Below are 220 nucleotides of genomic sequence, written 5' to 3'. Positions count from 1 at the left end.
CTCCCCGGAGGAACTGGCGCTGATCGAGCAGAAAATGTCCCAAATTGGGACGAGAAACCGAGAAGCCTATCTGCGGAAGATGGCCCTGGACGGTTATGTGGTGCAGCTGGACTTCCCGTTTGCGCTTCGGGGCGCTCACCGTTCCGGCTCCTTCTTCTTATGGGTCAGAGCTTTGGCAGCAGTCTGTTTCGGTTCCTGCTTCAAATGTTCCCGAACCGAG

Annotated in this window: 1 pseudogene; it reads left to right on the top strand. The window is 56.8% G+C overall.

Annotated elements, in window-relative coordinates:
• Positions 1 to 118, top strand: a pseudogene (locus H6B10_RS18340) (plasmid mobilization relaxosome protein MobC); the annotation flags it as partial.
• Between the last annotated feature and the right edge of the window lie 102 nt (positions 119 to 220).

The sequence above is a fragment of the Gemmiger formicilis genome, assembly GCF_016901605.1.
Taxonomy (GTDB): Bacteria; Bacillota; Clostridia; order Oscillospirales; family Ruminococcaceae; genus Gemmiger; species Gemmiger formicilis_B.
The sequence above is the reverse complement of the archived record's forward strand: the minus strand, read 5'-3'. Positions and strand labels throughout refer to the sequence as shown.